A 23,621-nucleotide genomic window follows, 5' to 3' on the forward strand; every position below is an offset into this window, starting at 1 on the left:
TCTGTTCTCCTGGCTCAGGCGTAGGTGTAGGTGACGTTAATCACTGCCTGAATAGTTCCCTGGGTGGCCCCGCCGTTGACCGTCAGCGCTCTGACCTGCAGCGGGAAGCTGGCGGACTGGGTTGCATCATCCACCTGGACCTCTTTTTTCGCGCCGGTATTCAACGTGGTACCGCCGTCATCCTGCAGTTCAAGCTGGATATTTCCTGCGGTACCCTGATTTTTGTAGTAGCCAGTGGCATCTGCCGTGCCGCTGAAGCTGGCGGTAACCCGGGACGTGCCGACCGGGCAGTTGCTCAGGTTGAGCGCTACGCTGTGCCACGGCGAAGAGGAGCCGGCAGACACCAGACTAAAGGTGTAGAGGTCGCCGAGATCAACGGTGGCGTTAAGGGTGGAAACGGTACACGGTTTGGCCACCACTTTGCCGTTAACGGTAATGGTGACGTCGGCGGCCTGTAGCGTTGGGGTAGACGCTGCCAGCACCGTGGCCAGAAGCCACCCAGCGTGGGTAAATTTCATCAGAGCCTCCGCTTACTGAAATTCGAGAGTGAATGTTGCGGTTGCATTTACGTGTCCGGCGGTCACCGGTACCTGAGTGGCCATCAGTCGGGCATAAAAGTTCAACGTGTTGGTCTGACCGGGGGTCAGCGTGGTCCACTGGATGGTGGATGATGTTGCGTTGAGCGGCAGCACTGCCTGCTGTGCGTCAAGGATTTGCACGCCCATGCCCGCTGCGGCTGTCGCTCCGCCGTCGAGTTTTAGCAGCTCGGTATTGATGCTATCGGCAATACCAACAAAGCCTACCTTCACCGCCGTGACCGAGCTGCCGCAGGGCGAGAGAACAATGCGAAAGGGCACGAGGGGCGTGGTGGCTCCAGGCGTATGGAACTGCTTTGCGGCGTTATCCATCAGGTCAACGGTAAAATCCTTTGATTCAGCGGCGACGGCGCAGGCGTTATCGCGAACGTAGCCGCTGATGGTGATGGTGCTGTCCGCCGCTCTGGCGTTGGCAACCGCCAGCGATATAACGGCGCTCAGCAGGTAAAGTGTTTTTCTCATCATCATGATTTCCTTAGCGGCACTCGGCTGACAGCTGGCTTAGCGTCTGGTTCTGGCTTTCTGGCGGCAGACTATAGTCGGCCTCGCAGCTGGCGTTCGGACCCTCGCCCCACTTCGCCCGTACTTTGCCGATCAGCGGCATTCCGCTCAGATAGACCTGGCCGTTATCGGCGACGATGCTGCTGCCCTGGCTGCCATCCGCTGTGACCAGTGCGCCAAAGGGAACCGGCTTACCGTTATAGATAAGCGACATCAGCAGCTTGAGTCCGACGTGGGCCTTAAATTCAGCGCGGACAATCGCGCCGTGGGTCGGGACCACGCTGGCCACCGCATCGTCCAGATCGACGTTATCGGCAAGGCTGTTGGTGTTCAGCGCCACCCGGTTTTCCCTGTATTCGGTGGCATAGGGCAGCACGGCGTAACCGCGCCAGTCGGTCTGAACACCGGTCTGGTTTTCTACTTTTACCCCATCTGCACCAGGGGCTTTGATCAGCACGACGGTGTCATTCATTGGCTGACTCAGGGTGATACCGTCGGCGTGGGCCAGCACGCCGCCGCTCAGGCCGTAATAAAACTGCTTAATGTTATCGCTGTGGCTGTAACCCACGTTGGCGTTGCCGTAGCCGCCGCGATAGTTCAGTGCCGCATAGCCGGTACCGCCGCTGTTGCCTTCGCCGCCGCCCGCGTAGCCGGTCTGCACGCTGTAGCTCAGGTTATTGTCCTCCAGTAGCGTGCCGTACAGGCCTGCGAGGCTGGTTGTTCTGCCGTTGAGATCGTTCGACATACTGTAGCTGGCGCTGGCATGCCGCCAGACGGATTTACTGTCCGAGCGCATCCAGTGGCTGAACGGAATATTGACGTTGACCGCCAGCATCTGGTCACGTCCCTGCTGCCAGGCGTTTTTGGTCAGGCTGTAGCTCAATGTCCAGTTGATATCATCGATGGCGGCGTTCAGTCCGGCCTGTAGCTGCTGATCGGCCTTATCGGTGCCCCAGTAGGTCTGGTGGCTACCGCTCAGGTAGAAGGTGGCCGTACGCCCCAACTGCTGGGTGATACTGGCCTGTATTTTTCCGCGCTTGTTGTAAGCGAGGTTGTAGTAGTCGGTGAACTTAGGCTTCACTTCAATCACGCCGTCCTGGGTCTCGACGTTGTAGCCGCTCATCCGACTGTAAGTGGTGTCAGCTAAGCTGAAATAGCCGCGCGTGGAGTAGCGGTAGCCCACCAGTTGAATATTGGTTCCGGTATCTGCCAGCGATTTGTTATAGAGAAAACGTACCGATTGCCCCTGATGATCGCTGTCATCGGGCAGGGTGGCGTTGGCCTGAGTGATGTCCACAGACAGGGCACCCAGTTCGCCCATGTTTTTACCCACGCCGAGATTAAAGGCGCGATAGCGGTCCGCCAGTTGGGTACCGCCGTATAGCGTCCAGCCTGCTGGAAGCCCGTGCAGCAGCGTACCCTGGAAGAACTTTGGTTTTTCCTGCTGATTGCTACCGCTGCGGTACTCCCCGGCGGTGACGGCGTAGCGGGTATGACCTTCACGCTGGAGGACCGGAACGGAAGAGTAGGGGACGGTGAAAACCTGGCTGCTGCCGTCGGCCTCTTTGATGGTCACCTGCAGGTCGCCGCCGTTGCCTGCAGCATAAAGATCGTTGATGGTGAACGGGCCTGGCGGTACCGTACTCTGGTAGATCTCATAGCCGTTCTGTTTCACGGAGACCTGGGCCGTGCCGCGGGCGATCCCATGGATCGCCGGAGCAAATCCCTTCTGGCTGTCCGGCAGCATATTGTCATCGGAGGCGAGCTGCGCGCCGCGGAAGTTGATGCCATCAAAAACATCGCCGTTGGTATAGCTGTCGCCCATGGTCAGGCGCGAACGGAGCGCGGTGATATCGCGCTCAAGCCAGGTGTTGATGTGTTGCCACTTGTTTTCATTGGTCGACGAGCTGCCGCTGCTGCTGTAGCTCCAGGTAGTATTGTCACGTAGACGCCACGCACCGAGGTTCAGCCCGCTTTGCAGGTTCAGGTAAGCGTAGTTGCTGCTGCCGCTTACACCATTGTGGACGTTGTTGCCGGTGAAGTTGTAGTTCAGCAGCCCGGCGTTAATTCCGTGGTCCCAGAGTTCAGGCGGAATATAGCCACGCGCTTGATTCCCCATAAACACCTGAGGAATGGTCAGATAAAGCCGCTGCTGACCGACGTCAAAGCGGGTAGTGGCATCTTTGATCAATTCAGTTAATGGTACGCAGGTATCAGACGCCAGTGCGCCCATACCTGGGATGGCAGGTGTATTCACTCCCATGCTGTTAAGCTGCCCGCGGGTGAGGCAGGGCGTCAATCCATGGCCGTTTTCACCAGCATTAAAGGTGATATCGCGGGTGGTCATATACCCGTCATTCAGGTAAATATCCGCGCGATAGGTTCCCGGCGGCAGTTCCTGGCCTTTTTCAAAACCGGACAGATCCGCCACGGCAGCGGGATCGTCCGCCAGGAAACGTGGGTTGAAATAGAGTTCTGCCTGCGCGGAAAATACGGGTGAGGCAAGTAAAAAGGCAATGGGGATCTGCGCGAATATGCGCGCAGATCCTGGAGTCATACGCCGGGTATCCAAACGGTCAAGTCCATATTTAAGATGTGACATAGTCCCTCCGGTCCAAAGTCGCCCGGCAATCGGTATTTTTATCGTTCAAGGGGAGAGCGCTGCTCCCCAGTTAATTACTGCATTACGCCTTTCATTCGCGGGGTCAGCGCGCCGTAGTCGTTAATGGTCCGGTAGGTAATCTCGCTACCTGCATCGGACGGCAAACTGACGCTGGCTTCACCCATCGGTGGGACTAGCGCATTTTTAAGCACTCGGGTACCGGCATTGAGTTCAGTAACCGTCAGGTAGTAAGGGGTAGGGTTGATCAGCGTGAGCGAGCCTGCGCTACGGCGAAATTTTAGCTTTTCAGCGGCCTGATCGGGCGGCAGAGCCAGTTTTGCCGGGCGGTAATAGAGCTTGATACGGCTAATAATCGCCAGCTGCAGGGTGTTATCGCTGAGCTTCGATTTGTCCATGGACGGAATCGCTTTGACGTTCATCCAGAACAGTGTTTCCCGATCTTGCGGTAGCTGGTTATTCGTCGCATCGAGGATACGCAAGGTATTCTCTTTTTTCCCCTGCATGGCAAACAGCGGTGGGGTGATGACAAAACGCCCGTCTTTTGCGCCATCGGCATTCTCGACCCATGACTGAATCAGATAGGTGTTGTCGTCGTTATTGGTGACCGCCAACTGAGCTTGTTTCTGTCCGGCCGGGTAGATGACCCTGGTTGCGCCCAGCGCTACGCCTGCTTGGGCCTGTGCGGTAAAACCGGTGGTTGCGATCAGTAAAAGTCCTGCCAGTAAACCGCGCACGGTACCCAGTGTATTTTTCATGCTTACCTCTTTATTACTCACTGTTATTTCCTGTTACCGGCACTGATTACTGGTAGGTCAGGGAGAACCAGGCCTGAGCATTTGCAGCTCCTCCGGTGACCTGATTCCCGGTGGAACGGTATTTAGCGACAAAATGCAGCGTGGTCGGGCCCGTATGCAGCTGTGTCCATGAAACTGGTGGCGCATTGAGTGGGATCAGACTGCCTGCTTTATCAAACAGGGCAACGCCAATGCCGGTAGCGATCCCTGGCCCCTCGCCCACCGAGAGCACGTCCGGGTTTTTACCATCGGCGACGCCGTGAAATGCCACGCCAACGCGCTGGCTCACGGCGGTACTGCACTCCTGTAGGTGAATATCGAAAGGGACAGGATTGGTATCCTCTCCCGCAGAATGAAACCGATTACTGCTGATTTGCCCCATATTGACCGTCATCTGTCGGTCACCCGCTTCAACGCGGCAGGACTCGGCAATGACTATCCCCTGGAAACGCATGCTCCCTCCTGGCAACATCACGTCCCACTGACCGGCTAGCGCCAGCGGTGGTAGCAAAAATATCAACAGACCCGACTTCATCTTTTGCATCGTTATCACCCCAGTCTTATTCGGATAACGGGCCATCCTGGCCCGACATGCTTCCTTGCCTGATGAAGATATTATTCGTACTGAACTTTAAAGGTTGCGTCAGCGTTAGCGGTACCGGCAGTTGCCGCGCCAGTGGCGAAGTAGCGAGCCTGGAATGGGATGACGTTGGTGCCATTGCTCAGCGTGGTTTGTGCGCCGAAGCTTGCGCCATCCAGTGCCAGCGGGGTACCGGTACGGTCAAGGATCTGTACGCCGACGTTAGTTGCGCCGCCCGCTGCGGAACCTTGCAGCGCCAGTACGGTTGGGTTGGTGCTATTGATCGCCGTGCCGGCAAAAGCAATGGCTGCTTTCTCGGAAACGGTGATATCACAATCATTCAGCTGAATGTTGAAGCCAACAGGAGAGCTGGTGCTGCCCGCTGTAGCGAGTTTCGCAGAACGAACCTGGCCTAACTGAACGGTCTGGTCGAGAGAACCAGCATCAACTGCGCAGGCTGCGTTAACGACTTCACCCTTAAAATGTACCGTGCCGCCGTTTACCGTAACGGGATCGGCCGCCAGGGCTGCAGCAGAGCTCAGGGACAGTGCTGAAAAAACGATAAGTGCTAATTTGTTCATGGTAAATCTCCTGTTTATTAAATAATCCTGAAGCTGAGCTTCACTTAAAAAAACATTTGTTGTTAAAAAATAACTTTTGAAACGTAATCCTATTTCTACAACCTAATTTATTCATCAGGTTGCGGCGGTGCGTATAAATAGTCTTAAGCTTCACGCCAAACTCTTCTGCGATCTCCTGGTTACTTTCCCCTCTGCTCAACATACTTAACATCTGCTTTTCTCGCAGACTCAGATGGAATTTTGTATGATAGTTTCCTGACATCTCTTTCTTTAAGAAGAAATTCAGGATGCTCTTTGTATTACTCTTTTTGTCTAATACCGTTATTTTTTCAAATAACTCTGACTTATAAAAAGCTAAGTCGCTGGATGCAAACGCAACAATGTTCTTATTCGAAAAATAAATCCACTCCGAACCTGAAAGATCGTTGGAGTCCAGATCTATAATCAAAAAGAAATTTTCAATAAACTCTACCCCAAGCAATTCAATCAGGCCCAGAGTAAAATATTTATCCTTAGATAAAATATTAGTTGATAGATTCATATCTGAACACAATCTCATCCTTGGCTTGACCTTTTATTGATCGTTAATAAAACCATTCAGCGAATTGAGAGTAATCTATCATTGCCCACCTCAATGAGGCATATGGCGAATGGCCTAAAAGATTTAACACCCGCTAAGCACGTAGTGAATGGAGCTTTGTTTGTATTTTTTAGTGTTTCATTGGTGTTAAATGTCGTCAATTAATTTTTTTGCAGATGTTTATAAAAATAGAATGATAGGGTTTGTTTATCATTCTTGCTGCAAACAATAGGCACACTCTTTGTATTGGAATTTTCTTAGGGAAAATTCCTTGTTGCAGACATATGTTTTTTATCTTCAGCCGTCTGTGTTGCTTTTAACTGCTTCTAAATATCCATGCAAAGATGCTTGTGAAATACATTTTTCGATATCTTTAGAAATCTAATTCTGAAGATGAAAAGTATAATTGAGAATATTATCTTTTATTATGCAGTTAATTACGTAATGTTATTATTATCCCATCATCTATTTGCTCTCACTTTTCATCGTTGCCAGAGGATTTCTTGTTCAGCCTTCCTGAAAGCTCCGGTGGTTTGACCATATTGTTTTCTGTATATGGTGAGCTCCGATGAGTCAGGCGGCGCCCCTTGTTTCGATGAGGACAATAATACCATTGTATTTTTTTTTAGTTATATGTATTCTGTTTTTTCGATTTTTAGATGTTATAATTCAATTTACAAGAAAAATACAAGTGGATTCAGCATAAAACTCTGCTTATGCCGGTTCAATGCGGATTGTGTGCGTCTGAGGATTATTTGTAAGGCTAGTATATGATCTACAAAATTCAAGGTTCGATACATTTCAGGAGCGATGATGGGCTGGTATGGCTTGATGACGACTCTCACTTCATGCTAACAGCAACGACAAGCCGCCTGCTTAAATTCCTGTTAGACCATAAAGAGCGTGTGGTTTATCGGGATGAGATCCTTGAAAAAGTCTGGGATGCGCATGGGTTACGCACTTCCAGCCATAGCCTTAACAAGTATATTTCGGACCTGAGAGCCGTATTGCGGAATATGGGGTGTGCCGAAGAGGTTATCGTTACCGTACCCAAAGTTGGGTTTAGGGTCGCTGAAAGCATTCTTATCGAAATAGTCGATAATTCGATTCTCGCAGTGGGCAGCGAAAGCAGTACCAGGAACGACAATTTACTCGGCAAGAGCAGCGAAGATCAGGGAAAATCTAAATCCTCTAAGGGCGTGGCGAAAAAAGCCGGTTACGCGTTTCTTGCGCTATGTACTTTGGTTCTCCTTCTCTTAAGCGTTAAAACTGATTTTTATCGCCAACTTTTTTCGGCAGATCAGGACGAGGTCTATTACCTCGGGGATATTGATTCTTGCCCGGTCAGAAGCTTTAGCGCTATACCGGGTGAACAAAAGCAGAAAATGATGGATCTGGCCCAGCAGCTTATCGCAAAACAGGGAATGCATTGCTCAGGCAACGGCGTTTTCTACTTTAGTGTCTCTGAGTCGGTATTAAAAGGATATGAGGGAAGAGGATTTTTGGCCCACTGCATCTACTCGAATGCAAAGAAGAAAGATTTTTATTCATGTGAGAACTACTATAGGCCAGATTATGAAATTACAAAGTAAACTTAATAAAAGAAACATTTATATATTATCTTTTGCTTTGTTTATTACTGTTGTTTTTGGTTGGCTAATGTATTTCTTCCATCACAAAAGTGATTTTGATTGCTCGGCCAATCTGAGAATTGAATCCGGCGCATCTGGTTTTGACGCAAACTTTAAAACTTTCTTGCTGATGCGGGGAAACAACTCCGGGTATTTTGATGTATCCGGTAAGGTGGTGATTGGTGATGTGAAGTACAACGTGCAGAGATCGTACCATTTCAATTATGAAAAGAAAGAAAACAACATTTACCACCTGACCAATACCACGGTTTCGAAGAGGGATGCGGACAACATGATTGAGGGCATGATGCAAAAGGTGTTTTTTAGTCCCGATCCGGATTCCGGGCGCTATATCAAGATTCAAAAGATGAAAAACGCCTGGATCGTCCAAAGCCTGTATTCACCGTCGTTTATATGCGTATCTAATTGATTTTCACTGAGGAGAGTCAGAAAGCCGGCATCGGTTCTTCCACGTTCAGAGCAGCCAGAGGCTGAGTGTCCGATCCTCAGGCATGGCGCCTGAGCAAATCTTTTCTTTTACCATCAGCGGACCGGGCCAGCCGCACGATGCTGTCTACGGATGATGACTTTCGTTTGATGACGAGAAAGAAGCGCCTGATATACCATGACGGCCACCTTCCACCCGCACCAACTTTTGCCAACGCCAGATCGCATTGCGGTTAAGGCCATCCTTTACCCGCCCACATCCCACCCGCCGCTTATGCGGCCTGAACCGTAAAACGATGAAAAGCTTTCACGCTCTTCAATCAATAGCGGGAATGCGCCTTCCGTTTCCCGATGAAGGGACATGCGTTTTGTCCGGCAGGGCGTCATTATCTGCACTATCGATTTGCATCTATATAGCTCGTAATATATATTTTGAGGAGGTCCTGTGTGGACAATTAAGACGACAGATCGTTTTGATGCTTGGCTCAGTGCGCTTTGTGCAACCGAGCGGGCCTGCGTACTGGCATCACTACTTGTTCTGCGGGAAAAGGGGCCGGGACTGCCCAGACCTTACGCCGACGCGCTCAAAGGTTCCTGCTACCGGAACATGAAAGAGCTGCACGTTCAGAGTCGTGGCGATCCGATACGGGGGTTTTTCGCCTTCGATCCTCAGCGAACGGGCATTTTACTATGCGCTGGTAACAAGGTTGGTAATGAAAAACGTTTTTATGATCGGATGATCCCGGTTGCCGACCAGGAATACGCAGATTATCTGAATACGTTAGAGAATAAGGGGTAACACAATGGGCAGAACGCTCGAACAGATTCTTGGGGATGAAAAACCGGACGTAGTGGCTGACGCTCAGGCGATGGCGATGGACATCTTGCTTAACATCCATCTTGCCGAACTGCGTGAGAAGGTACAGAAAACGCAGGTAGAAATGGCGCAGGCTCTGGGCATCCGACAGCCTACCGTCGCCAGCATGGAAAAGCCGGGGCGCGATCTGAAATTGTCTACGCTTAAGCGCTACGTAGAGGCTGCTGGCGGTAAACTGCGTCTGGATGTGGAGCTACCCGATGGTTCTCACTACGGTTTTGCCCTGTAAATAGCGGTGCTTTGCTTAAGGGGAGCGTGAATGCAGGCTGGAGGCCATTCTGAGCTGATGTTTTTGAGGTGACAGACAGATACAGAAAAGCAAAAAGCCTGCTTAGTTTCCTAAGCAGGCTTCTTAAATTTGGCTCCTCTAACTGGGATCGTCTTAGCCAGTAACTGGCTGATTGGTAAGTTATATCAGAATCCATTTTTTGCTGAGACCGCCAGAATGACCATCAATTTTTATTAATCTCTCGGTGGTAAATGCTTGCTATCACACATGCGGTGATATCGGATATTGCCCTGACGCAGATGCTGGCAGGGCGGGGATTCACCTCAGAAATGGAGAAATGCCTTAGTTGGTTGTTGTACGACCTGATTAACTATTTTGCTGCGCAAATGAAAGCGCCTCGCTGGTTGCGTACAGTTGAAGGTGTGAAGTTTATTGATGGTATCGAGATTAAAGCGTGATACGACCCTGATTGGTTCTCGTGATATCGCGAATATTTCGGCGCAGCGCACATCCGGAAGCTGCGCCGCATTTTGTTTATCTGATTCGTCATAATTCTTTGAAACGTAAAAACAGTTTTCTATTATCAGGCTTCGTTACGCTAAGGAAATCACCCGCAATGGAATTGACTAAAAACTATGCATTACCAGCCTCAAATGTTATATTTAAATATAATATTTGGAGGTGTTCTATGTACATCACTCGCCTGAAAAAGGTCGGCGGATCCGTCATGCTGGCGGTTCCCCCCGCCGTGCTGAAAACGCTGGCGCTGTCGGCGGACAGCGAAGTGGGCATGACCATTGATAATGGTCGCCTGGTTATTGAACCTCAGAAACGGCCTCGATATTCGCTGGAAGAACTACTGGCACAGTGCGATCCGCACGCTGAAATGAGCGAAGAGGATCGGGAATGGATTGATGCGCCTGCGGTAGGTAAGGAGATCCTGTAAATGGACAGAGGGGAAATCTGGCTTGTTTCACTGGATCCGATTGCCGGACATGAACAAAGCGGGAAGCGTCCAGTGTTGATCGTATCGAAGGCATCGTTTAATCAAGTTACCCGGCTACCTGTAGTTGTTCCCGTCACCAGCGGCGGAAACTTTGCCCGTGCAGCGGGTTTTGCCGTTTCGCTAGATGGGGCAGGAACGAAAACAACGGGCATCATTCGCTGTGACCAGCCCAGAACCATTGATATGGAAGCCCGGAACGGCAAGCGTCTGGAACGAATACCTGAAGCTATCGTGAATGACGTGCTGGCCAGGCTGGAGGCCATTCTGTGCTGAGGCTTTCTGTGTGACAGACAGATGCAGAAAAGCAAAAAGCCTGCTTAGTTTCCTAAGCAGGCTTCTTAAATCTGGCTCCTCTGACTGGGATCGCCTTTGCCAGTAACAGGCTAATACATAAGCTAAACTTGAATTCACTTGTTGTCAAGACCACCAGAATGACCACCATTTTTCCCCCCTATACGCCGATAGAATCACTGGGGGATAATTACACTTTAATCATTTATATAAAAATTAGTTAAGGATTCGCGGGTAATCATGAAAAAACATGGCACCCTAACTTGGATCTCATTTGCCAGTGACTGGCGAAAAATTAAGCAAAAAGAGGATTCTTATTTGCTCAAGCCAACCAGAATAATCACCAAACTAATGAGCTAGTAAACCATTAAGGTATAGGCTTGGTTTACACCAGATAGGGTGTAACTAGTTGTATGGAATGCTTAAAAGTGATCATATGCAACTCTCATGGTTGATTGCATCTTTAATCATACATTCTGGTAATTGCACTTAACTACAAAATCTGAGATCGTTTTAACATTTGATGACTTCAAATGAATTCGGTGAGCTATCCTTAGGTTGTACTGACACTAGGCTAAGGGATTGTAAACAGCCGTAGCCGTCAGTTCTGAGGGATCCCTTCTGCTCACCATACTTTTGAGTCCATTGGCAAAAAAAATCGATTAGGATTCAGACATATGGCAAATATAAGGATTAAATACCATGCTAATGAACACAGCATTCTATATGCGGAGACTGGGGGCTGTTGCCCGCTCTGTACATTACCTATGATGTTCAAGAAAGCAAGTTCTAGACATCCTAGTATAGGATATGAGATTGCTCATATTTATCCATTAAATCCGAATAAATCGCAGGCAAAGGCTCTTGAGCAATATTCAGTACCTGATGACATCAATTCCCTTGAAAATGTAATTCTCTTATGCCCAAATTGCCATACAAAGTATGACAAAGATTTCAAAATCGAAGAATATCTTAGGCTTTATAATATTAAAAATGGCTATCTTAGTGAGACAAAGGCAAAACAAACAGCTTCTCAATATGCTCTGCAAGATGAAGTGTGCGAAATATTAGATCTCATTGTGCTTGGTGATGATAATTTTGCAAATTTTTCTGAGACTAAACTAGATGTCAGTTCGCTTAATGAAAAACTCAAGACCGATATGAGTCCTTTGCAGAAGCGAGAAATTCGTTCAAATGTTATCAACTATTTTGTACCTATTAGGAATCATATCCGACTTCTCGAACAGTTGGATCAAGCCGCCATACGAATACTACAGAATCAAGTAAATACCTATTATCTGATAATGGAAAAGCAAAACCCTAAGAATAAGGATTTAGTTTTTAACTATGTTTCACAATGGATAAGCTTGAAGTCTGGTAAATCCATTATTGCATCCAAGATCCTTACATCTTTTTTTATCCAAAATTGCGAGGTATTCGATGCTAGTTCCAACTAAATTCACGAGTCTTGAAGAGTCGACCATTTTTAAAATGCTAGTCATTTTAAAAAACAAAGTAGACGACGAAAAATTGTCGGATTTATTGACAAGAACTTCGGCGAGCTTTCAAGATGCTTCGGAATTTTTACATGCTTTAGATATCCTATATGTTCTTGGTTTGATTGATGTTGATGTTTCGATGGAAACGATAAATTATGTTAAGTAAAATAATCTGCTCACTTTTCAATCATGGTGGAATATCATTCAATTATGGCTTGAATGTAATTCTTGGTGATGATAATGCTAAAAACTCAATTGGAAAATCCTCTGCTTTGATGGTCATTGATTTTGCTATGGGTGGTATGTCTCTTTTGGATGATAAGGCTGGTATTATCAAGTCTATGGGGCACCATAGTTATATCTTTGAATTTATTTTTGACGATGTTGTATATTATTTTAAACGGTCAACAAGTGAATCCAATGTGGTTCATGTGTGCAATATGCATTATAAAGTAATTGATGAAATTAGCATTGGTGATTATACAGATAAACTCAAATTACTCTATAACTTAGAGCATCTAAAAAGTAGTTTTCGTTCACTTGTTAGTCCTTTCAGTCGAATATGGAATAAAGGTGCTTTAGACCCTGAGCAACCATTTTCTGGCGATGTGAAAGAATCAGCAGGAGTAGCTATTGGACGACTCATCGATCTCTTTGAATATACGGAAGATATCGCTGAAGAGAAGTCTACTTTAGACGAATATAATGAAAGGAAAAAACTCATATCCAAGTCGATGAATGCTCAAATCATTCCCAAGATCAACAAGGCTCAATACAAGACCAATCAGAAAATAATAACTGACAACAATGATGCTATTAAAGCCTTGAAACAGGGGTTTACGGGAGCTCTAAGCGCCTATGAAGCTCTCTTTGACGAAGAACTGCGTAAACTTCATCAGCAAAAAAATGAATTAGGTAGCCAAAAAAATGATGTGCTAATAAAAATAGAACGAATTAATCGAGATATCTCAGGGGTAACACCGAGATTAACTGCTAATATTGCTCTTATTAAGGAGTTTTTCCCTAATGTAGATTCAGAACGTCTTGAGCAGGTTGAGTCTTTTCATCAAAATATCACTAAAATAGTGCAAAAAGAACTTAAAAAAGGTCTTGCATTGTATTCTGAAAACTTATTGCAAATCAATACTAAGATCGTTGCTTTGGAGAATAAAATACGAACTGGTTTGGCAGCAAAAGGAACGCCAGATGATTTGTTCATGCGAGTGTTCGAACTAAAAGAACTTGCAGATAAAGCTGCTGAAGAGAATAGCTTTTATGATAAAAAGGTAGCTATCGGCAGGGACGCGTTGCTATCCAAAGAACGTTTGGAAGCGATATACTTTGGTATATTCCTTAATATAGAAAATGCACTAAATATAAAATTAAAAAACTTCAATAAAGTAGTTTACGGGCCGAGCAGAAATGCATCTCAGCTTAGGATAAAAAATGCAAATTCATACAACTTCATCTCGCCCGAGGATACTGGAACTGGAAAGTCTTATGCAGGCTTAGTTGCATTCGATCTTGCTATGCTTTCACTAACTAACCTGCCGTTCATAATCCATGATTCAGTTATCTACAAGAATATTGAGGTTCCTGCCACAGGGAATATAATCCGAATTCTAGCATCTGTTAAACGTAAGCAGATATTCCTTTCATTTGATGAAGCCGCAAAATTCGGTGCCAAAGTTGAACGATTGCTGCGGATTCATACCGTTCTCAAGTTGAGCGATAACGATCTGCTCTATACGAAAGACTGGAGGGAGCAGCAATAGTTAATTGATATGTATTAACAATAATTACTGGCTTGAATAGCCAGTAATTAGAATAAATGACTAGTACATCATCAATATTTTCTTTTAATGAACCATTTCGTAAGGGGGCGGCGAGGACTCCGTCGCCGCCAAGTGTAAATTCACTATGGTCTTATCTCAGTTTTCCTCGAAGTTGCAAACTTGCCTCTGGTAAATGTCTACGAATAATAAGGTCATCTGCGCACTCCATTTTTTCTGACCCTTGAGGACTAAGTTTCTGGAGTTTATGATCTGTCGGAATCGCCGGGGCTAGTGGAGAACTGAGTGATATCCAAGTTTCTGCACCCGTAGCCAGGCGTGTAGCAACAATTGGAATTACTATTGCTCCAGCTTCATTGTCATATCGTTGAACTTCACGAGAGAAAGAAAATTCGGTTCCATACTGCCGAATCAGATCACGGGCGAGAAGATCAAGCGATCGTCGAGTACGCTCGGCAGGATAAGGCGGATATCCACCATCAAACGCATGTTCAATAAACTGAATGCCGAGTTTGCGATCTAGGAGCGAGTGGTCCATTCGATTGCGGAAACTTTGCAGGCAGCGATAGCAGGATGTGTTGCAGTTTTCTGGACAACTTGCTAGAAGATTTCGCGTGTGCTCAAACAATTCTCTTGCCCGATTCACAAGTTCGGTCGAAAACCCTGCACCTCCTGCCAATGTGTCATATAGGAAAATTTCAACTTCGTTACCGCTTGCGCCTTTTTCTGTCAAAGCTGGGCGGTATTCGGCTAGAACTTCTCCCGGTTCAATATCTAGTGTTTGACACGCAGCCTTGGCCATAGCTTCGCATAGAGTTCTAAGTACAGAATCAGCTTCTATACTGCCGGGCAAGAGTTGGAACGGCTCTGTTAGCGGGAATGAAAATAATGCAATGTCAGTTTTGAAATCAGTCCCAAGAATTACGTGACGTTTTGCCGCTCCTCCTGGGCAGATGGAGCCTTCTTCACTGCGGAATGGCGTAGCGTGTGGTTGTGAGAGTAGTTCCTCAGGAGCCGCCGATGACTCGATTCGACCACAGGCGAGACAATAATCGTAGCCATCTTTATCGACACCAGTATTTGATACTAAGAGAAATTCTCTCGCTTTGAAAGCACGCACCCGCTCGGATACCTGAATCCAGCTCTTGTCAGGATTAGGCGTTTGCATGACTAACTTGGCACGCGTCGCTCTTGCGGTCTCGTTTGGTGAGTCTGGCTCAGTTTCCGGCGGTGTATCGATTGGGTGTGCAAAGCCGACAGGACGGAACCAGACCCTTGCCGGGCCGAAAGAGTTGGGTGTGTTGCAGGCTGGACAAGTCTCTGTCGTGTTCTCCCTCTCTTTTAAGTAATCGTCAGTCCTTGCATGGGAGCAAGTGCTGCACTCGAAGTAGAGTTTTCGTTTTCCCCAAGCGTCCCGTCGTTCGGCTGGATAAGGAGAATATATAGCTTTGGATGTATACTGTTTGCCGTTTATCCAGAGTTGCTTGTTTGGTGCGTATTGAGATAGAGCCAGTGCAAGCCCCTGAGCGGGAGCATAATCTATAACCGATGTGAACGGGGTTGATCTCTCTTGATTGAAAACGTGAAATGCCACAACATCGGTTGGAAACGCATACCGTGGAACTACTCCCCGGTAAAGGAGACGGTCAAGTAGTTTATCCGTGGCGGGATCAACAATATGTACGTTATCCTCTGACTCGGTCATTATCTCATTCTCGGTTTGATCACCAGAGTCGTCCTTACTTTTTTCTAGGGCGGAGTTGACATCTTGGTTCTCTGATTGAATAAAATCTATGGCTTCGTCAATCGTATCTGTCGCGTCAACCATCATTTCAGCAATCAACCTATGGCGATCATCTGGCGACAACTCAGTGGGTAGCCAGCGATCAGCCGCGTTAGTGAGGTCTTGTGCATTATCTTCTAGCCATTTAGCAAAATCATAACGATTGAGCAAAGGTCCCCGAGTTTTGAAATCACCGACTTTGCCCAAAACGGAAAACAAATTAGGATCGGCACCTGGGATTAATCCAGGAATACGGTCTTCATGATAGCGCTGAAGCAGGTAGGCGCGAAGATGGCGTCGCGTTATTTCCGGATTTTCTAACGTGAGGCGTGGATCAATGACATTACCCCGTATCATTTCCTCTGGATCCGTAAAATAATGGTCGTCATGGCTGTCGGAGCTGCCAAATGCTACAACAGTCGCAACTGCATTAGCACGTCTGCCTGCTCGGCCAGCACGCTGCTGATAATTGGCGCGGGTTGGAGGCATATTACGAAGTGCCACGCCTGAAAGATCACCGATATCAATACCTACTTCCATAGTCGTGGTGCTTGAAAGCACATCAATAGCGGGTTCACCAGGGCGGTCCTTATCTCTCCAGGCGACATCGATATCCTGAAATCTTATTTCGTGTCGCTCAGAGTGAGAGAAGGCTTCATCCGGCTGTGCCGCTCCAAGTTGAGCTGTGTGCTCTGCTGCAATAATAGTCATTAGTTGGGGATCTTCAACATCAAGTGCTGAAGCGATAGGGTCGCGATAAAAACCACGACGTGCCTTGTAAACCTCATCTAAAGCGGGATCAAAGTTGCTCACATCAGAACTTTCACAGTCAATACATCTACTGAGAGTTCCGACTGGGCGATGAACAGATTTGCAACTATTGCATCGCTGCCACTGACCATTTAAATGAAGAGAAAGCTTCGAAGCAACTAAACGATGTCCCCCTCCCATTGTTTGCTCGGTAAAAATGGTCAGAAGAGTTGGAAGCCAATTCTTTTTGAATATTGATTTCGATTGCTTCGATACAAGAACTCGGTTCATGGCAGTAAATACCCCTTGATGGGATCTCACTCGTTCATTCCACCAAGAGTCAGGCATGTCTGAAAACCAGATTCCCGGATCAAGCGTCCAGCATCGCAGCCAAGCTCGACAGACTGTCAATTTAGCCTCCTCGGTTTCGGCGACTCCTGGTAGATCGGGAAGTTTTACAATCTTGGACGAGATTTGTGGAGGCTCGCCAATCGTGGCGATCGCCAAGGCCTCCAGATCAAGTCCCATGTTCGTATGTTTAAACGTATCGGAGATTGCCTGCATAAGACGCTGCGGACATCGGGACAACGAACTGAGGAGTTGAAAGAGCTGAATACCTGCGGGAGATGGGCCTGGACTTGGTCCTTCTACCTCTGAAAGTGTTTCTGCATCACCAAGTTGGGGCCTTAGTCGAACGCCTAACTTATGGGCAGCCACTAAAACTGATAAGTACGCATGGTTGAGCACAAGAGTTTTGGAGAAGTCCGGATCGCGGCTAAGAATCTTATAACCCAACGGAAGGAGTGCCCGCACAGCATCACGTAAGGAATAGTTCTGAAGTGTGCCAGCCAGACGAGCGGCTACTTGGCGAGAATCAGAGAAGATTAGAACCTTACGCCCACGAAGTGGCGCAAAAGAAGTTTGTTGCTGTGGACCAGGGGGCTGTATTCTTAGCTGTGATCCCAATAAAGCCTGAAACGGTTGATCGCCCTTGGTCTGATGATCTTGAACGCTAGATTGTCCATGACCTGCCATCTGGTTGCAACATGCACAAGGAGCGAATTGCCCTGGACCTGCTGCACGGGTTGTATCTTTCGAGCCATCTGTTACGGGCTTTGCAGGAGCAAGGAAGACGGTTCGATATTTCTCTCCTAGTACATCTGGATTAAGCTGGCCCGATACAAGATCATAGTAAGCGGCTTTGGCTTTATCATCCGATGGCGGTTCTTCAATAAGAAGATCAAGAGGATGAAGAGCCTCTATAAGCCCTGAAGCAGTCTCAATTCTTTCACCTTCTTTGGACCATAAATAGCGTGGCTGCGCAACATCATTTGTATAGGCCCTGGCATATGAAGTGCCACAATGACGGCAAGTATAATATTCCAAAACCGGAGCGCCGCAACTGCATCGCTCGTGTGGTTGCGAGAACAATCTTCCGGCAGGGCTTCGCCTGTCTCTGAGGGCATCGGGGCAATTGGGATCCATGCATATCCATAAGCCAGGAAGTCCACGGAAGAATGAATGTATTCTGCATGGAAGAAGGCTAGCTTCGTTTGGTGTTTTTTTCGCGCGGCTCCCAAACGCGAGTAATACCGTTGTGGCTTTTTCCAAAAGATTCGATGGTATTGTATCGTCAAAGATTATTTCTGGTAGTTTGGAGAGCGATACCGCAGCAGTCATAGTCTCATTTACAAGTCGATTAAATGGCGCGTAATCGTACAGCGCCAGATAAAGTTTAGCGTCCACATCACTTACATCTTTGACTGATACCCCTCGAAACTTTAGAAAGTTCTCAATCGCTGCCAATTGTTGACTATGGTCTGCTGAATAGAACTGTTTAAGATTAACAGCAGCAAGGGTGTTTATATCGACCATTGATCCACGGTCCTCAGGAGAACGTAACTGTAGTTCTCCTACTATTGACACGAATGATTCGGCCGATACTCCGGAAAGCTGTGCGCCGAATACACCAGCATTTTTCTTACCCTCATCACTGAAGCTTGCGGTCGAGCATATGACTTGGAACCTCTCGGCTGGTATACCAAGACGTTCTCTTAGTCTACGTATCAATAATCCGACTTCAGCACCTTGTGCTCCTCTGTAAAGATGAGCTTCATCAAGAACGATAAGAAATTTCTCGTCCGGGCAAGCGTCCAACCATTCTTTTGTTGCGTCAAATATGCCACGCTCAATGGGACGCATCATCATATATTCAAGCATCGAATAGTTTGTAATGAGAAGATCGGGTGGAGATGCATGAACTTCATGGCGTGTAATTAGTTCAGAATCGTGTGGACGGCAGATTGCTCGCTTCGCCCAAGGCACAGGAGCTTTACCCAACCAGTCGGAAACACTTTCTTTGGATGGCCATTTTCCCCGTACCTTTAAGGTATCAAAGAGTTTAGCCGCGCGGTATTCTTCCCCGTCGGAAGGGGAATGTTCATAGCGTCGTTTCGCATCCTCGATCTCACCGAAAAATTCACCAATAGATGCTAGTCGTTTACTATCTTTATTAGGTGTGCGCAGGCCCGCATATGGGGTACGGCTGGTATAACGCGCGAAGAGGACGGGACGCTTAGCCCATTTTTCGAATAGAGCAACGGTTTGAGGGGAACCGAACATTGTTCGCAATCGACTTAATTGGTCGTTCACGAGGGCGTTCATAGGATAAAGCACTAATGCGCGAACAGCATTATATTTTTTAAAGCGCTCTGGGTTCTCGCAGGCTTCAATTGCGAACTTGCCTAATATCGGTAAGAGGAATGATTCAGTTTTGCCAGAACCTGTTCCCGTCATAATCATAAGGTTTCGATTATTGTTGAGAATCTCTTGTAGGGCCTCCAATTGATGGGTATAGGGGGAAGGGTAAATTACTGGTTTTCCTGATTTTGTGTCAGAAAGAACTCTCAATGCTTCAAGTGCCGCTGGTGGCAAACTATCAATCTCATTATAAGGACTGGCGCTCTTATAGCGGGGAGTCGATTCCAGATATGGAGCCTGATAGATGCCACCGATCTGATTCAATAGTTCACGACGCTGTTTGACTATGGAAGGGTGGCCGATGTGATATGTCGCCTCGATATAATGCGTCAGGCTCTGCCGTAATTCGTCAATTGTTTGTTGTATTGTGGCTGTTTTCATTTAGTGCTCCCATACTAATCCCGAGTTAGCCAGAGGGATTCCTCTAGCCAATGAAGTTCTTCTTCACTATTATGTAAAGGCAGTGAAAATTGCAGCAAGGCGCGATGAGGCTTTAAACGTTCACCGACCAGACTAAGACGCCTAATCGCCCAAGAAGGAAGAGGAGATGTAAAGGACAGCACAGTTATCTCCTTTTCATAAACAACTCTGACCTGTTGCGGAGAGCCAGTAAGTGCATCCATCGCAGCGAGTAATCGCCAGGCTTCATCACAATCTCGAAAGCGCGCATCTCCTGAATGAATATCAACGAAGCGTTGGACTAATCCGTCCCGAATTTCGGCAAGGCACCACAGTCTTGCCCCGTAGCGTTGTGGGCGTCGGGCAATATAAATTCCAGCATGTTGTTCGTTTAGTGACTGCCATCTGCCTTTATAGTATGAAGTTGTATTGCTAATATCAATTATCTCAAAATTCTCTATTTTTTCCGGGTGTATATCGTTGGGGAGTCTGCTGATCCACGATTTTACAAGTTTGTCGGCTGTAATCGAAACTGGTGCACGTAGCCATGTAATCATAGGTAACTCAATAAGTCCTAGATCGATAAGTGTTTGCCGACATGATTGCGTATTGCTTGGTGTGAGTATTCTTAAACCACTCGGGTAATAAACGAGATTAAAGTCATTTACCTGTGGCGGAGTGACATCATCACCAGCCACTCCCACTATAATAAATGTCCCATCTCTTCGAAGCACAAACGCCGGTGGAGCAGGGCGCAAAATGAGGTTCGTTTCCCCCGCGATTTCGTCCCGCATTTCAAGAAGATCACCCAAGTTGACAAGGTCGTCAATAATATCGTAGATGAGTGTCTTTAAGTTCTCAGGCTCGTCAGTTAATGGACCTAGGGAATTCATTACGAGTGAGCATACTGTCCGAATCGAACAAGGAGCTTCAATGAAAACGGTTCTCCGCAACGCTTGAGCGATTAATGCATTATCAAGTTTTTGCAAGTCAGGAAGTCCTAATGAGCGAGATGAATACTTTATGCAATCAGCCCGGCTAAGTATTTTAATATTGTTCATAAGACCTCCGCCTTAGAGCTCGTTTTCTGGCAGTGTGCCACTAGACGCGCAAAATACGCTCCGCGGATTAGCGCAGAGTTTTTCCGTAGCATATCGAATGCATTTGGTGATGCGAGATCCGAGGGTTTCACAGTATGCGGTTGAAATGCCAATTTCAGTGCAAGACGATAGAGGATGTCTGTTTCCGGAATTTTATAAGCATGAGCCAGTCGAAAGAATTCTAGTTCAGCAGTTTCTGCATCATGATCATATTGCCAATCTTGTGCGCTCAATAAGCCTGAAGCGAATCCTTGTGAATAATAAACTCGCCTATAAAGAAATCCAATGTCCCTTTTACCAGTTTGAACCTTGTTTATATCTTCTGCCCAGTCATTACCGCATAGATATCGTTCAAGTTCTTTTTCAAGTGTGAGAATAGCGTTGCGCCGAGCCAAAAAAGCCATTGGTCCTATCAGCCTCCGAGCTCCCTGCCAATACCGCAGAGCATTGATAATGGTTAGCGGCTGTGGTTCTTCTGCGGACACATGAGTCAGAATATTCAGATCTCGAAAATCAGAAATTTGGCGCTGCGAAGCCATAGCGATCACTTCGTAAGTTTGATCATTGATGCTTGCAACAAACAAACCGCCCTTACCACGAAGCTCTAGTCCGGACAGAGCCTGTTCATAGTCCACTTCGTGACCAATTTCAACAGCGTTCAAATCATATCTCTTTACAGAAGGCAGACTTGTTTCCTCTGTATCATTGGTGAGTCGGATAGTACGTTTGTCTAAACGTAGCCACCGTAAAGGTTCTGCTTTCTTGTCGAATCGCACGCTCTCTAGGCCATATTCGTCCAACGATATGAGCAATTCTATACACGCGGAACGATCAACATGTTCAATGTAGTTGTCTGCTGTCAGTTTCTGTACGATAAGTTTAGATATTCTCTCATCGTCAACAGGAGCCTTGTAATTGCCAATCGGCTCTATATGAAAAAGCGTGCCGTCTGCGTTGAAGAAACGGATTTCCAGTTTAACAATACGCCCGGCAGGAGCCATAAACCTCAGGGTGGCTGCGTGGTCAAGAAACTGCTCTAATGTGGCTCCCTGCGGTTCAAGCTTGAGGCTAACCCCTGCTTTTCCGGAGACAGTCTTTTGCCAAGGTGCTGCTAAACGCACCCTAATGAGGATTTCTTCGCTTATTATGTTGCTGCCGGTAGCTACGCCGAGTGCAGATAAAGATACATAATACAAACCTATTGGAAGCTTACCGAGCGAAATAAACGTTTTTCCGTTGGGTTCCGGACGCAGATGTACAGGAGGATGTTTATTAATAATGATCTGTAATTCGTCGGCTTCAACATCCGATGCTAGGTAAAACATGACAACTTCTGTGTCAAGAAACTCCAGCGCGTCATCTACATTGTTCCATCGGGCAGTCATACCTATTGATTCGGCTCGTATGCCTAACTTATATCCAAGCCCAATCGACGATAATGCTGCTATTTTTCTAGCATCTACTTTCGTAGGAATTGAAAATTGCCAAACGTCGGCTCCAGTTGTCTGTGACTGAACAGGAGTAAGCGATAGACTATCGATAACTTCAGTGGCCACTGTATTCGAACAGACAAGTAAATAAGCTTGGTTAGCTTTTACATGCCGTCCCGTGACTTCAACAGCCGTACCATCTGAACGTACCTTTAATAGCCGTAAAGTCGTTGCAGGGAAAAGCAGCCTTTCCTGCAAAGAGGCTGTAACTTTTTCAAAAGGGCGATCGAATTCGAAAACAGAATGATTATCAGTTGGGTATGCCGAGAGTGGTTCTTCTGTTCCTCCGGTGTAAGAAAATAATGCCCGGCCCGGCATCCATGCATTGCCTCCACCATAATAACGAAAGCGCATATGAGAGTGTTCTAAATCAAGCGGGGATAGTCCGGCCTGACGAAGAGATGTTGCAATGTCGGGAATTACGAGCCTTAGGTTCCACTCTGTTAAACCTCTTTGCCGTGCAATTAGCCGAGGTTTTACTGTACAAGTTTTCGAGATAGTTACATTTTCTTGGATACTTTTTGAAGAAGATATAAAGCTTGTACTATACAAATTGACGAAACGAGCCTCACGGAGTACTCGTCTTACTTCCTTTAGGCGAGTACCAAATGAACCAAGCTTATCGAAGTCGTCTATGATGCGGCGCAATGTGCTTTTCTCAATGGGGGAGATAGCATCAACGACATCTTCAAGACGCATCGCCATTACAATTCGTGCTGTTAGAGTTTTTTGTTGTAAGAAACCCTCGAACCGAGATGAACCACCATGATATTCATCGCTTAGTAGTTCACCTATTTCTTCTAATGTAAGCTCACCACTTCTAGTCAGTAAATGGCGAAGATTGTATAGGTGATCGGCAAAAAAACGTTGTAGATATCTTGGCAGAATGGCTTGCGTGATTGGCCAAGAAATAATAGGGAACTGCTGTGCCCATGACCCGGAGGGGGTGACACTATTAAAATCAGTAGTAAATCGTCTATACCATATACGGATTTGATCACGGTCTCCAAACTTAGGCCAGGAGGGAAAGGCTATAGCAAAGGAATCCCAATATTCGGTTCCGTCATATGTGTAACCTATCTCAGCAGCGGCAGCGATCCATACCAGCCAAAAAGTGCGAGTAGCACGTTTTGTTGTATTCAAGTTGGCATTGAGAAGCGATTGAGCAGTAGAAATCTCTGCTTCGCTCAGACCATGCTCGATCGCATAAACGGGATAATTTTCGGTAGTCCGCAGATCACGTAGTCGAGAATAATGCTGGTATAGCCTCTCTTGAAGTTCTGCTAGATTCACTTCTCCTCCTCCCAACTC

At 47.0% G+C, this 23,621-nt stretch carries 20 protein-coding genes; 10 read left to right on the plus strand and 10 right to left on the minus strand.

Going from position 1 to position 23,621, the window contains the following annotated elements; translation table 11 throughout:
* Positions 1 to 14: 14 nt before the first annotated feature.
* The 7 genes from fimG to FN082_RS23010 all read right to left on the minus strand — a co-directional run bounded on the left by fimG (position 15) and on the right by FN082_RS23010 (position 6,216).
* Positions 15 to 518 (minus strand): type 1 fimbrial minor subunit FimG, encoded by a 504-nt coding sequence (gene fimG / locus FN082_RS22980; protein ID WP_139536436.1) that lies wholly within the window; start codon positions 516 to 518, stop codon positions 15 to 17.
* A 12-nt stretch (positions 519 to 530) separates the two neighbouring features.
* Positions 531 to 1,058: a type 1 fimbrial adaptor subunit FimF gene (gene fimF / locus FN082_RS22985; protein WP_180349492.1), complete on the minus strand. Its 528-nt coding sequence runs from the start codon at positions 1,056 to 1,058 to the stop codon at positions 531 to 533.
* A 13-nt stretch (positions 1,059 to 1,071) separates the two neighbouring features.
* Positions 1,072 to 3,699: a fimbrial biogenesis usher protein gene (locus FN082_RS22990; RefSeq protein WP_139536434.1), complete on the minus strand. Its 2,628-nt coding sequence runs from the start codon at positions 3,697 to 3,699 to the stop codon at positions 1,072 to 1,074.
* A 74-nt stretch (positions 3,700 to 3,773) separates the two neighbouring features.
* Positions 3,774 to 4,475 carry a fimbria/pilus periplasmic chaperone gene (locus FN082_RS22995; protein WP_371336007.1) on the minus strand — a complete coding sequence of 234 codons (702 nt, stop codon included), beginning with the start codon at positions 4,473 to 4,475 and terminating at the stop codon, positions 3,774 to 3,776.
* A 46-nt stretch (positions 4,476 to 4,521) separates the two neighbouring features.
* Complete coding sequence (fimI, locus tag FN082_RS23000; RefSeq protein ID WP_139536432.1) at positions 4,522 to 5,058, minus strand: type 1 fimbrial minor subunit FimI; 537 nt, start codon at positions 5,056 to 5,058, stop codon at positions 4,522 to 4,524.
* A 71-nt stretch (positions 5,059 to 5,129) separates the two neighbouring features.
* Positions 5,130 to 5,675 carry a type 1 fimbrial major subunit FimA gene (gene fimA / locus FN082_RS23005; protein WP_139536431.1) on the minus strand — a complete coding sequence of 182 codons (546 nt, stop codon included), beginning with the start codon at positions 5,673 to 5,675 and terminating at the stop codon, positions 5,130 to 5,132.
* 40 nt (positions 5,676 to 5,715) lie between these two features.
* Positions 5,716 to 6,216: a helix-turn-helix transcriptional regulator gene (locus FN082_RS23010; protein WP_139536430.1), complete on the minus strand. Its 501-nt coding sequence runs from the start codon at positions 6,214 to 6,216 to the stop codon at positions 5,716 to 5,718.
* 809 nt (positions 6,217 to 7,025) lie between these two features.
* Between FN082_RS23010 and FN082_RS23015 the strand changes: the two genes are divergently transcribed.
* The 10 genes from FN082_RS23015 (at position 7,026) to FN082_RS23065 (ending at position 14,010) form a co-directional block, all read left to right on the plus strand.
* On the plus strand, positions 7,026 to 7,847 hold the full coding sequence (locus FN082_RS23015) for a winged helix-turn-helix domain-containing protein (RefSeq protein WP_142982435.1): 822 nt from the start codon (positions 7,026 to 7,028) through the stop codon (positions 7,845 to 7,847).
* A complete protein-coding gene (locus FN082_RS23020) occupies positions 7,831 to 8,316 on the plus strand; it encodes a FidL-like protein (protein ID WP_139536428.1) in 486 nt (161 codons plus the stop codon). The genes FN082_RS23015 and FN082_RS23020 overlap by 17 nt, the downstream gene beginning before the upstream one ends.
* A gap of 462 nt (positions 8,317 to 8,778) precedes the next feature.
* Positions 8,779 to 9,132 (plus strand): type II toxin-antitoxin system RelE/ParE family toxin, encoded by a 354-nt coding sequence (locus tag FN082_RS23025; RefSeq protein ID WP_142982436.1) that lies wholly within the window; start codon positions 8,779 to 8,781, stop codon positions 9,130 to 9,132.
* 4 nt (positions 9,133 to 9,136) lie between these two features.
* Positions 9,137 to 9,439, plus strand: a complete 303-nt coding sequence (locus FN082_RS23030; RefSeq protein WP_139536426.1) for a helix-turn-helix transcriptional regulator — start codon at positions 9,137 to 9,139, stop codon at positions 9,437 to 9,439.
* Between the two features lie 251 nt (positions 9,440 to 9,690).
* Positions 9,691 to 9,897, plus strand: a complete 207-nt coding sequence (locus FN082_RS23035) for a hypothetical protein (protein WP_139536425.1) — start codon at positions 9,691 to 9,693, stop codon at positions 9,895 to 9,897.
* Between the two features lie 230 nt (positions 9,898 to 10,127).
* Positions 10,128 to 10,385: an AbrB/MazE/SpoVT family DNA-binding domain-containing protein gene (locus FN082_RS23045; protein WP_139536424.1), complete on the plus strand. Its 258-nt coding sequence runs from the start codon at positions 10,128 to 10,130 to the stop codon at positions 10,383 to 10,385.
* Positions 10,386 to 10,718 (plus strand): type II toxin-antitoxin system PemK/MazF family toxin, encoded by a 333-nt coding sequence (locus FN082_RS23050; protein ID WP_139536423.1) that lies wholly within the window; start codon positions 10,386 to 10,388, stop codon positions 10,716 to 10,718.
* 695 nt (positions 10,719 to 11,413) lie between these two features.
* Positions 11,414 to 12,193: an ABC-three component system protein gene (locus FN082_RS23055; RefSeq protein ID WP_142982437.1), complete on the plus strand. Its 780-nt coding sequence runs from the start codon at positions 11,414 to 11,416 to the stop codon at positions 12,191 to 12,193.
* A gap of 34 nt (positions 12,194 to 12,227) precedes the next feature.
* On the plus strand, positions 12,228 to 12,401 hold the full coding sequence (locus tag FN082_RS30400) for an ABC-three component system middle component 7 (protein WP_328592366.1): 174 nt from the start codon (positions 12,228 to 12,230) through the stop codon (positions 12,399 to 12,401).
* On the plus strand, positions 12,391 to 14,010 hold the full coding sequence (locus tag FN082_RS23065) for a DUF2326 domain-containing protein (RefSeq protein ID WP_142982438.1): 1,620 nt from the start codon (positions 12,391 to 12,393) through the stop codon (positions 14,008 to 14,010). Before FN082_RS30400 ends, FN082_RS23065 begins: the two co-directional genes overlap by 11 nt.
* A 151-nt stretch (positions 14,011 to 14,161) precedes the next feature.
* Here the strand turns inward: FN082_RS23065 and FN082_RS23070 are convergent, their stop codons facing one another.
* From FN082_RS23070 to FN082_RS23080, 3 genes are read right to left on the minus strand one after another with little or no spacing between them, the layout of a single operon-like run.
* Positions 14,162 to 19,702 (minus strand): DEAD/DEAH box helicase, encoded by a 5,541-nt coding sequence (locus FN082_RS23070; RefSeq protein WP_142982439.1) that lies wholly within the window; start codon positions 19,700 to 19,702, stop codon positions 14,162 to 14,164.
* 14 nt (positions 19,703 to 19,716) lie between these two features.
* Entirely contained in the window at positions 19,717 to 20,781 is a 1,065-nt protein-coding gene (locus FN082_RS23075) for a hypothetical protein (RefSeq protein ID WP_142982440.1), read from the minus strand.
* Positions 20,778 to 23,603: a hypothetical protein gene (locus tag FN082_RS23080; protein ID WP_142982441.1), complete on the minus strand. Its 2,826-nt coding sequence runs from the start codon at positions 23,601 to 23,603 to the stop codon at positions 20,778 to 20,780. The genes FN082_RS23075 and FN082_RS23080 overlap by 4 nt, the downstream gene beginning before the upstream one ends.
* Between the last annotated feature and the right edge of the window lie 18 nt (positions 23,604 to 23,621).

This window comes from Klebsiella spallanzanii, assembly GCF_902158555.1.
In the GTDB taxonomy this organism is placed as follows: Bacteria; Pseudomonadota; Gammaproteobacteria; order Enterobacterales; family Enterobacteriaceae; genus Klebsiella; species Klebsiella spallanzanii.